This is a genomic window from Hoylesella timonensis S9-PR14 (genome assembly GCF_000762405.1).
GTDB lineage: Bacteria > Bacteroidota > Bacteroidia > Bacteroidales > Bacteroidaceae > Prevotella > Prevotella timonensis_A.
This window is the reverse complement of the sequence record NZ_JRPQ01000180.1, coordinates 1-9,938: the sequence shown is the minus strand read 5'-3', so window position 1 is coordinate 9,938 and position 9,938 is coordinate 1. Positions and strand designations below refer to the sequence as shown.

The following is a 9,938-nucleotide window of genomic DNA, read 5'->3' as shown; positions in this document are numbered from 1 at the left end:
GGTGTGTCTTTGTACCACAAATTGCCATTTGTACCACAAAGACCCTTGCCCCGAAGGGGGGTAAATCACTCCAAAGTCGTGATTAGGATGCAATGAAAATGACGAAACAAAAGAAGCCCGATGGCAGATGTTCCACCTATCCACGATGGGACAGATGGCACATCAGGATACCTAATTCCGAAGACCAGCAAACACTTATCAGGCTCTATCAAAAATCGGGAGCAAAGACGAAGAGCGACTTTGTCCGAGCAAGACTTTTGGGTGAAGCCTTTAAGGTCATCACGGAAGATCCTTCAAAGAAGCCTTACTTGGATAAACTCTCCGAAATCGTCGCCATGATGAATAAGATAGGCGTGCTGTACAATGAAGCCGTGAAAGCCCTCAATACTTATCATTCTGTTGCCACTGCTCAACGAATGCTCGGCAAACTTGAAACCTATTCCCAAGTTCTCATCAGACTGCAACAGCAAGCTGCGCTGCTAACAAAATCCCTTAAGAATAGAAGGTGAAAATAAATACTAATAAATAATAACACCCGATATTCGTTCCGTACTGCAAATATTCAATCCCTTTTTGGACGGTTGTCAATGTTAGGAGTATAGGCTTTATATGTGTAATCGGTAATAAAACGCTTCTAGCAATTCTTACAACAGTTGCGTTGTTTACCTGTACTTTATCTCTTTTGAGAATATTGTTTGATTGCAATAGTGTCCTAAACGTTTTTGGCGGGCGAAGGGTGTGAGATAGCTGTCAAACGGGTCAATCGCCCCTTGACATTTGCGGTAAAAACGGGGGTATCCCCCCCTATGCTATTTCGGGCTCGTCCGGAGGCAGTGAAAACGGCTCATTTATCCACTGAAAGAGGTCGATATTGATGAAAGTGTTGAGTCTCAATGACGCTGTTAAATTGGAGAGACACCAGGGGCGTTTTGCTATTCGCTTGAGATATTGAAGTAGGAGAATCGTAATCAGAGCCGTCCAAATCTGAATCTCGACAGCGTTTTGAGAGGTTCCTAGAAAGCTTTTGATGTGCAGGTTTTGCTTGAGGTTTCTAAAGAAGATCTCAATCTTCCAACGTGAGCGATATAGTGCTGCAATAGTGCTGGCTGCGTGCTTAAAGTCATTGGTATACAAGTCAATCGTGTAACCTCCTTGAACATGGTAGATGCCTATCCTACGAATCTTCTTAGGGTACTTGCTCGCTGTCTCTACGCCTGTCAGTCTCACCTCTTCATCTTTCAGTATCTCTTGAGACGTCGTATTAGGCAAATCTCTCTCCCTTATTGACTCAAATTGGATGTTGTCTCTTCCTCTGACGATGAAAACAACCCCTGTGCTGTCCCAAATATTGGAAGAGGGCATAAAAGACATCTTGGAAGAACTGAGAAGTCCTATTGGCGTTTTGGTAACTGATGTTGGATTTGGAGGGAGCTCGTGATAGACCTAGATGATTGAGATTGCCCGTAGCAGATTGTAGCCCCTCTAAGATTTGACGTAGCGACACGCTACCCGAGAATTGGCTGAAGATCATAGTCACCAAATGGCTCCACGAGTTAAAGCCCTTTGCATGCTTGTCTGTGTCATGCTTCTTGACTAATCGTTGGATGATTTCTCGAGGTATGAGTCGGATTACTTGTGCGAATAGTGTTATATTTGCCATTGAAAAGGGTGGTTTGTGACAGCTTTCACTAGCTGTGCTTTGTTTCCAATTACAAACCTACCCTTTTCTCTTTACCCTGCAAAACGTTTAGGACACTATTGCTTTTTAATCGTATTGATGTGTAGTTCGAGTTAAAAGATACTTTATAATTCATTATTCTGCATTATTATGATTAACTTTGTGAGTTTGATAATCAAAAAAACAAATACCCAAAAGATATATGTCTCGGTTACCCATCCATAGAAGTTCACAACTCTCAGATTTCGGAGTCTATCTGAAGACTGTCATCTCTCGGACATCGGCATCTTCGGAAAAATACGCTTTTTCTCATACCGACGATTATTATTTCTTTGGCTTCATAGAGGGTGGGCAATGCTGTCTGAATATTGATTTCGAGGAATACACTTTCGGGAAAGGAAGTCTGGCTATCATTCTACCCGGGCAGGTGCATCGTATCATCGACGCTTCCAATCTTTCTGCAAAATTTCTGGTTATCGACTCAGTATTGGTGGATAAGGAGGAAAAACGAACGCTTGAGAGATACGGTCGCCCTCAAATACAACTATCCAACATATCGGAACAAAAACTATTGTTATCACTTCTTAACTGCAAGCTGAGTGGTATGGAAAATCCTTCTGCCAAAGCAGTCGTTCAGCGACTGACCACCGTCATTGTAGGGTTAGTCGTGGAGAACATTGTAAATGTAACGATAGCTCAATCCAAATTGCAGGGGACAGTGACCAGACACAAGGAAATAGTATGGGAATTTCGGGATTTGTTGGAAAGCAATATCCGAAGCAACCGTTCGCCATCATTCTATGCCGGGTGGCTGAACATTACCGTTGCCTACCTGAATGAAGCTGTAAATTCTGTTCTAGGGACAAGTGTGAGCCACCATATCCAAAACGAGATTATTTTGTTGGCTAAACGTCAATTGGTCTATACTACAGATTCCATCAAAGAGATTGCACATAGTTTAGGCTTTAACGATTACTCCTACTTCACACGGCTGTTTACCAAGGTTGCAGGCGTTTCTCCCACGCTCTTTAGGAGGACTTACCACGAATAGTGCTATCATTACCATTGTCCGTCTATTGTGACAGCCTGTACTCCACCGTACCTTTGCAGCGAACTTTATTCACTTGAAAAGATACGGATTATAAGGATGAACAACGCTGTAAATATTTTGCGAGAAGGAAGTATGATGAAAGCCCTGACAAAATTGGGGATACCTATTGTCATCGCAATGCTGATTATGGCAATATACAATGTGGTAGATACTTTTTGGGTTGCACGTCTTGGAACTCTTCCTGTCGCCGCGGTATCGGTTGTTTTCCCTATATCGTTGTTATTTCTTGGGATAGGACTGATGTTCGGTGTCGGAGGCGGAGTGTATATATCCCGTCTGTTGGGAGCGAAACAGGTTGTCAAGGCAAGTCAGGTCGCTTCCGTCTCAGTGATTACCTCTGTGATGTTGTCATCTCTCATTGCCCTTGTGTGCAATGCGTTCCTGCCGGACATCCTACTTTTCATGGGAGCAAACGAGGAGATGATGAGTTTGGCAGAATCCTACGGCAGGCTTTTTATCATCAGTTGTGTCATAGGAACATTGAATGTGTCCATGTCCAATATCATTGTTTCACAAGGTGCGTCGAAGACTTCTGCGTCGGCAATGATCATCGGCTCTATCGTTAATGTTGCATTAGACCCCTTGTTTATCTACACTTTCAATTGGGGTGTGGAAGGTGCTGCATGGGCAACTATTCTTTCAAGAATCGTCACGACAGCTATTTACATCCGTTTCCTTACGAAAGCAGAGGTAAAAGTATCTCTTGCCTTGTTCGCTCCCACGATAAGAATATACGCAGACATCATTAAGATTGGTATCTCTATGCTCTTTTTGCAACTGCTCCAGACCCTTTCCATCAGTTTGTTGCAGAAAGCCACTGTGAAATATGGGGCAGAGGCTGTTGCGGCTGTGGGTATCGTCCTGAAAATCGTCACATTGGGAACAAACGTGGTCTTCGGATTTGTAAAAGGACTCCAACCTATGGCAGGCTATAACTACGGGGCAGGCAATTTTCAAAGATTAAGGGAAGCGGTGTGCTGTTCTCTGATACTCACAACCTCGTTTTGTGTGCTCTGGAGTATTCTTATAGTCATTTTTACCTCTCCTATCATCAGTTGTTTCGGTAAAGACGAAACAATGCAGGAAATAGCAAGAATTGCACTTAGAGCCAATACGATTATGTTCTTCACTTTCGGATTCCAATTTGTGTATTCCACACTATATATGGCAATCGGAAGAGCAAGGCAAAGTCTTCTGCTAAACATCGGACGGCAAGGTTTGTTTTTTATCCCTATAATATTGCTGCTTCCATCGTATTGGGAACTAAATGGAGTGCTTTATGCACAGCCTATTGCCGACGTCTTTGCAACTTTAATGACACTGTTCTTTGCTGTCCGAATTCATAAGGAGATAGGTCATAAATCACATCTCACAACAGAGAATCTGCAATGTTGAACCATAAAAGATATGGTTCATCCCAATAGTGTCCTAAACGTTTTTGGCGGGCGAAGGGTGTGAGATCGCTGTCAAGCGGGTCAATCGCCCCTTGACATTTGCGGTAAAAACGTTTAGGACACTATTGGTCTAAAATCGTTCACTTCTTTGTCGACAAAATGAAGGAAAAGAGTGGCAAAAGGCTGATCACTCAGTTTCGTACCAACGCCTCCCTGAAACCATCAGAGCTACTATCTATGAAGCTATGAACCCATTCCCCAAAAACGTCAGCCTTGACAACACGGCTAATTCCTACTGATTTTCATAAGAGAATCATTATCTTTGCAACATAGAACAGCGTGATCTTTGAAGCACTGCAGAATGAAGATAGGAAAAGAAACTTGCTCGTTTCCAACTCGTAACCCTTTTGCCCTACACTCTTTCCTGCTCTATTGATTATCTGAAAGATACAAGTTTCTTGAACCTTTTGCGGGCATAGTCCGTGGCGATAAGCATCTTCGCCTTTTCTTCCGTTTCCGAAAGCGGCAGCCTGCCCAACAGGGTGGCATCGCCCGTCTTGGCGAACTGCATCAGCTTCTGAATGAAGTCCTCCTGCTCCGGCGTGGGCGGTATATGGTGCAGTATCTCGTTCTTGGCGGGGCGGTCAACGCCCACATCCTCCGCCGTTCGGTAGTCCGTAATCTCATTATAAAAGTAATGGGGGTGAATGTAATCGACTGATTACTAATAAAAAGCAGAATATATAATCTGATAAGGTGAACGACTAAGAAACGAGCGAGTTTCTTTCCCTTTCTTTATTCTGCAAAGTCTCAAAGAACTCTCTGTTTGATGTTGCAAAGATAGCGATATAATTCATATAAGCAAAGTATTTACGTTGTTTTTTCAATGAAAATCAACCTTAGACATTTCTAATTCTATAAAATCGCCATTTTAAGGTATTGCATATATCTATGAACAATGGTAATTTTGCAAAATGATAATCAAAAGAATTCTTTTAATCTTCATCATTCTACTTCTGCTGTTTCCCACTGCTAATGCTACTATTTTGAATTTAGTTGTGGGTGATACTATATACCCTACTCGAAAACATGTTTCTTCATTACATAAAACGATAGAACTCGATGAAGTTCAAGTTATTGGACAGCGGAAATTGTTTTCCATAAGAAAAGACACCACGTTTATCAATACTGATTGCCTTCGAGTAAGGAAAGGTGCTAACTTGGAAGACTTAATCAGGAATATTCCGGGCATGGAATACGACAAGGCGAACAGGCAACTATCATTCAAAGGAAAGCCATTGAACGGCGTAAACATCAATGGCGAGACCTTTATGGGCAACGACATTATCGCAGCGTTGGAGAATATGCCAACCGATGCAGTGGAACTACTGAAACTGTATGACATGCTCAGCGCATTGGAGAAAATGACGGGAGTAGATGATGGTGCCGACAATTATGTGCTGGACATCAAGACCAAATCTACCTACAATGGCAGCCTGACAGGAACACTAACGGCTGAACACGGCAATCGCGACAGACGCAGGGATGAGGTACAGGGCAATCTATTCAATGCCGATGGCGAAAACACCTCGCTGACTTTGCGCTCTGACAATCTTAGTAATATGAACATTGGGGGAAACAATTTCCAAAACATATTGTCGGGCAATATCGTGAAGAAATTTGGTAAGAAAATTACGCTCAATGCAAGCCTCTCACTCAATGCCTTCCACAATGGAAGCGAGAATCATGACTATGATGAGCAATATCTTTCATCGGGAACAAAATATCGGGAATCAATGCTGCTTTCCTTGAGCAAGAATCACAGTAATGCCGCAAACATAAATCTGCAGTATAACATAGACAAAAAGACTTTGCTGAATATAAGTGCAAATGGAAACTTCGGACGGTCAGACAACCTGACTGACAACACAACATACCTATATGAGCGCAATACGGCTGCGGACACGCTGACCTCGGGAACGCTGCGAAATAACACAAAAAGCAATGGAAAGAATTACCATGTATCTGCCGACCTCACACGGCGGATTGGCAAGGCTGGGGCATCATTTACCGTGAAGGCGACACTTGGCGGTAACTCGAATGAAACTAATAATACCAGCCTTTCACTGACGAAATTCCACCACCTGCGCAACGCTGTGGGCGGAGATTCACTACTGTTGCGCAATCTTTGCCAACAACTGCCCACCCTGCGCAACGAAAGCAGAATATCATTGCAATATACCCATCCTTTTGGCAAACAGTTGAAATTGCAGACAGGGTACGGACTGCATCACGAAGAGGATAGAAACACAAGCAACACTTACGACTATACTATACCGAATAGACCATACATAGATAGCCTAAGTTATGAGAACACACTATCTATATGTGGGCAGGAACTCACCCTGAGAATGGATTATAAGGGTAAGCAATGGAAGATAAACAGTGGCATTGATGTAGACCACCCGACTTTGAACTACGAAGGATGAAATTTTTCAGGGACAACTTCCAGCATTTCCAAAAAACAGTTTAACCATTGACTTGGAGACAAACAAACAATTTGAGCATTAAGGTTTAAACCGAATTTTTCCGAAATTGACCTGACCTGACTTTTCCTGAAAATCGACTTTAAAGCTGTTTTTACAGATAAATCAGGTTTCTCTAACAGACAGGAAATAAATGCTAAGTATTTGGCTTTAAACTTAAAATCAAAAAAAAATAAGTGTTTTCTTTTAATGTTTAACAGGGCTGATTTGACAGTTGGCGGTGGCAAGAAACTTTCAGGACCTACCTCATAGACAAGTTTCAAATCAAAAAAAGTATGATAGAAAACGGTATATGGATTGTAAAGCTTCCTCGAAAATAACTTTTGTGTAGGTTCTAATTGAAGGATAATGGAACCTCCCAGAAAATTTCCAAGACTCTCAAACATCAGGATTTTGAAAATATCGGAAGTAATGCCATAAGGAATATTTGACACCACTTTGAAAGGAAATTTCGGAACTGCAAAATTCCTAAAATCACAACCGACAACTTGAACATTTCGGGCATCAGAAAATAATTTTCGTAAATGTTCAACCAAAGCTGTGTCGTTTTCAATAGCAACAACATTGTTGGCGATTTTTAATAAATGAACAGTAAGAAACCCCTTGCCTGCCCCAATATCTAAAACCGTATCCTGATTACTTATATTTGCTTGTCTTATTGCATCTTTTATTAGCACTTTATCAATAGTAAAGTGCTGACCCGTAAAACGAACGGGCAATTTCTTTTTTGTCATTAGTAACTTCTTACAGGTGAATACTTCTTGAGTTCAACTTATAAATGCAACTTTTTGGGTGCGGATAATAAGCAATAAAAACATTTATTTTTCAGAGAGGAAAGAGAGACAATGTCCCCCTTTCTCTCACTCTGAATGGATAAAGTTTGCTATCTTTGCTTTAATTGTCCGTCCAAAGAAAAAAAAGTTGCAGATGAGCAAACATATAACCGAGGAACAAAGGTATGCAATTTTCTATGATGTTGCAAATACCGATGAGCAAAAAAGCAATAGCGGAAGCTATCGGAGTAGATAAAAGCACTGTTTACAGGGAGATAAAGCGCAATTGCGACGCCCGAAGTGGTAGCTATAGCATGGAGCTTGCCCAGCGAAAAGCAGACAGGCGCAAGCAGCAAAAACATCGCAAGGAAGTGCTTACACCGGCAATGAGAAAACGGATAATAAAGCTGTTGAAGAAAGGATTCAGCCCGGAGCAGATTGTCGGCAGGAGCCGCTTGGAGGGAATTGCGATGGTATCTCACGAAACGATATATCGCTGGATTTGGGAGGATAAGCGGCGGGGTGGCAAACTGCACAAATATCTTCGCAGACAAGGTCGCAGGTATGCCAAACGTGGTTCTAAAAATGCAGGGCGAGGATTTATCCCAGGCAGGGTGGATATTGATGAGCGTCCCGAGATAGTGGAACTGAAGGAGAGATTTGGTGATTTAGAGATAGATACAATTATTGGTAAGAACCACAAAGGTGCCATTCTTACCATTAACGACAGAGCAACAAGCAGGGTCTGGATACGCAAGTTGTCGGGAAAAGAAGCCATCCCGGTAGCTAAGATTGCAGTATGGGCACTGCGGAAAGTGAAAAACTTAATACACACAATTACGGCTGACAATGGAAAGGAGTTTGCAAAGCACGAGGAAATTGCGCAAAAATTGGAAATAAAATTCTATTTTTGCAAACCATACCACTCATGGGAACGTGGTGCCAATGAAAACACCAACGGGCTTATCAGGCAGTATATCCCAAAGGGTAAGGACTTTAGTGAAGTAACCAACAAACAGATTAAGTGGATTGAAAATAAACTCAATAATCGACCTCGTAAAAGACTTGGATACCTCACGCCAAACGAAAAATTTAAACAAATTATTAATCAGAATTCTGTTGCATTTGCAAGTTGAATTCAGCTTATAATAAGAAAGGAGATGAAGAATTTACTTCCCAACAGGACATTTTATTCCCTAAAGTGTTTGATGTTGATGGCATGCGAGTTTTTATTTATTGGAAACTTCCACATCCTGTGGAAAAGCTCTATCCATATGTTGATTACAAAATACGGAAAATTTCAAAAGATACGTTAGTTATAGGGGATTATACAGACTTTGTGTTTGTTAATGGTCATGGTAATGCCCCAAATCGGGAATTGTCAAAATAAAAAAATAATAAATGTGGGGTAATACTCCAAATCGGGAGTTATTGAAATAATTATCTGATTATCAATGTACTTTCCAAAAGATAAAGTATTAGGGCAGAGTGGAAAAATCGTTGAAACTGGTCCTATGTAATCGTTCAAAGTGACCCTTTTGTATCATCCAAAGAGGGATTGGACATTCGCGGTACGATACGAGTATGGGTGTTATGATTTATCAGCATTCATTCTTCTCTACTCCCAAAGGATTTTGTCAGTTGTACTGCTTGCTGTTGTAGTCTGATGAGAATTTGGGAATAGGTTTCGAGTTTGCCGAGCAGTTGTTGAGCAGTGGCAACAGAATGATAAGTATTGAGGACTTTCACGACTTCGTTGTACAGAACTCCTATCTTATGAGCCAAGGCAACGATTTCTGAGAGTTTCTCCAAGTAAGGTTCTTTTGCAGGGTCTTGGGTGATGACCTTAAAAGATTCACCAAGAAGCCTTGCTCGGACAAAGTCGCTCTTTGTCTTTGCTCCCGACTTGCGATAGAGTCTGATAAGTTTCTGCTGGTCTTCGGAATTAGGTATTCTGATGTGCCATCTGTCCCATCGTGGGCAGGTGGCACATCTGCCGTCTGGCTTCTTTTGTTTTTGCTTCTTCATTGCTTTCTAATCACGACTTTGGAGTGATTTAATCCCCTTTCGGGGCAAGGGTCTTTGTGGTACAAATGGCAATTTGTGGTACAAAGACACACCTTGCTGATGTAGAAAATGGGATTATAAGCCCCTGCTGTGTTACTGCATTCATTGAATACAGTAACTCGGCGTAGGCTTGCATTCGAGGAATGCAGTAATTCAGAGTTTCCTCCATCTTTCCACATCTTCCTTGTATTGGTCGAGGTGTTCCCGCAGTACCTGTTCGACATATCCCGAAACGCTCGCTCCATGCTCACCGATTCTCCGCACCACGAAGTCTAACTTTCGTTGGATTTCCTCTGATACATACACGGCTTTGCGGTGGCTGTTGCGAAAGGGCTGGAGATATTTCCCCTGAAACTCGGATAATTGCTT

General features: G+C 41.9%; 8 protein-coding genes and 3 pseudogenes. 6 read left to right on the top strand and 5 right to left on the bottom strand.

Annotation, left to right across the window (positions count from 1 at the left end; genetic code table 11):
• Positions 1-92 precede the first annotated feature (92 nt).
• Positions 93-509 (top strand): plasmid mobilization protein, encoded by a 417-nt coding sequence (locus HMPREF9304_RS11020; protein WP_036929105.1) that lies wholly within the window; start codon positions 93-95, stop codon positions 507-509.
• Between the two features lie 295 nt (positions 510-804).
• On the opposite strand, the pseudogene HMPREF9304_RS11015 reads toward HMPREF9304_RS11020, so the two are convergent.
• Positions 805-1,660, bottom strand: a pseudogene (locus HMPREF9304_RS11015) (DUF4372 domain-containing protein).
• 220 nt (positions 1,661-1,880) lie between these two features.
• Here HMPREF9304_RS11015 and HMPREF9304_RS11010 point away from each other — a divergent pair.
• Together HMPREF9304_RS11010 and HMPREF9304_RS11005 are read left to right on the top strand one after the other, a co-directional pair.
• Positions 1,881-2,729: an AraC family transcriptional regulator gene (locus HMPREF9304_RS11010; protein WP_036929102.1), complete on the top strand. Its 849-nt coding sequence runs from the start codon at positions 1,881-1,883 to the stop codon at positions 2,727-2,729.
• Positions 2,730-2,825: 96 nt separating this feature from the next.
• A complete protein-coding gene (locus HMPREF9304_RS11005; protein WP_036929100.1) occupies positions 2,826-4,184 on the top strand; it encodes an MATE family efflux transporter in 1,359 nt (452 codons plus the stop codon).
• A 465-nt stretch (positions 4,185-4,649) separates the two neighbouring features.
• On the opposite strand, the pseudogene HMPREF9304_RS15295 reads toward HMPREF9304_RS11005, so the two are convergent.
• Positions 4,650-4,877, bottom strand: a pseudogene (locus HMPREF9304_RS15295) (hypothetical protein); the annotation flags it as partial.
• A 280-nt stretch (positions 4,878-5,157) separates the two neighbouring features.
• On the opposite strand from HMPREF9304_RS15295, the gene HMPREF9304_RS10995 reads away from it, so the two are divergent.
• The gene (locus HMPREF9304_RS10995; RefSeq protein ID WP_004378882.1) at positions 5,158-6,672 is read left to right on the top strand and encodes a TonB-dependent receptor; all 1,515 of its coding nucleotides are present in this window, start codon (positions 5,158-5,160) and stop codon (positions 6,670-6,672) included.
• On the opposite strand, the gene erm(F) is transcribed toward HMPREF9304_RS10995, so the two are convergent.
• Complete coding sequence (gene erm(F) / locus HMPREF9304_RS10990; RefSeq protein ID WP_036929095.1) at positions 6,660-7,463, bottom strand: 23S rRNA (adenine(2058)-N(6))-methyltransferase Erm(F); 804 nt, start codon at positions 7,461-7,463, stop codon at positions 6,660-6,662. The genes HMPREF9304_RS10995 and erm(F) overlap by 13 nt on opposite strands.
• 193 nt (positions 7,464-7,656) lie before the next feature.
• Between erm(F) and HMPREF9304_RS10985 the strand changes: the two are divergent.
• Positions 7,657-8,638: pseudogene (locus HMPREF9304_RS10985) on the top strand (IS30-like element IS4351 family transposase).
• The gene (locus tag HMPREF9304_RS10980) at positions 8,635-8,892 is read left to right on the top strand and encodes a hypothetical protein (RefSeq protein ID WP_004359029.1); all 258 of its coding nucleotides are present in this window, start codon (positions 8,635-8,637) and stop codon (positions 8,890-8,892) included. Before HMPREF9304_RS10985 ends, HMPREF9304_RS10980 begins: the two are co-directional and overlap by 4 nt.
• Before the next feature lie 218 nt (positions 8,893-9,110).
• Here HMPREF9304_RS10980 and HMPREF9304_RS10975 read toward each other — a convergent pair whose 3' ends face one another.
• Positions 9,111-9,530, bottom strand: a complete 420-nt coding sequence (locus HMPREF9304_RS10975; protein ID WP_004359027.1) for a plasmid mobilization protein — start codon at positions 9,528-9,530, stop codon at positions 9,111-9,113.
• Positions 9,531-9,722: 192 nt separating this feature from the next.
• Positions 9,723-9,938, bottom strand: a 216-nt coding sequence (locus HMPREF9304_RS10970; protein WP_036929093.1) for a DUF3408 domain-containing protein, incomplete at its 5' end; no start/stop codon positions are given.

Excerpts from the sequence above, each read along its gene's own strand:
- HMPREF9304_RS11020 (WP_036929105.1), top strand. The coding sequence starts at position 93 with ATGAAAATGACGAAACAAAAGAAGCCCGATGGCAGATGTTCCACCTAT.
- HMPREF9304_RS11010 (WP_036929102.1), top strand. The coding sequence starts at position 1,881 with ATGTCTCGGTTACCCATCCATAGAAGTTCACAACTCTCAGATTTCGGA.
- HMPREF9304_RS11005 (WP_036929100.1), top strand. The coding sequence starts at position 2,826 with ATGAACAACGCTGTAAATATTTTGCGAGAAGGAAGTATGATGAAAGCC.
- HMPREF9304_RS10995 (WP_004378882.1), top strand. The coding sequence starts at position 5,158 with ATGATAATCAAAAGAATTCTTTTAATCTTCATCATTCTACTTCTGCTG.
- HMPREF9304_RS10975 (WP_004359027.1), bottom strand. The coding sequence starts at position 9,530 with ATGAAGAAGCAAAAACAAAAGAAGCCAGACGGCAGATGTGCCACCTGC.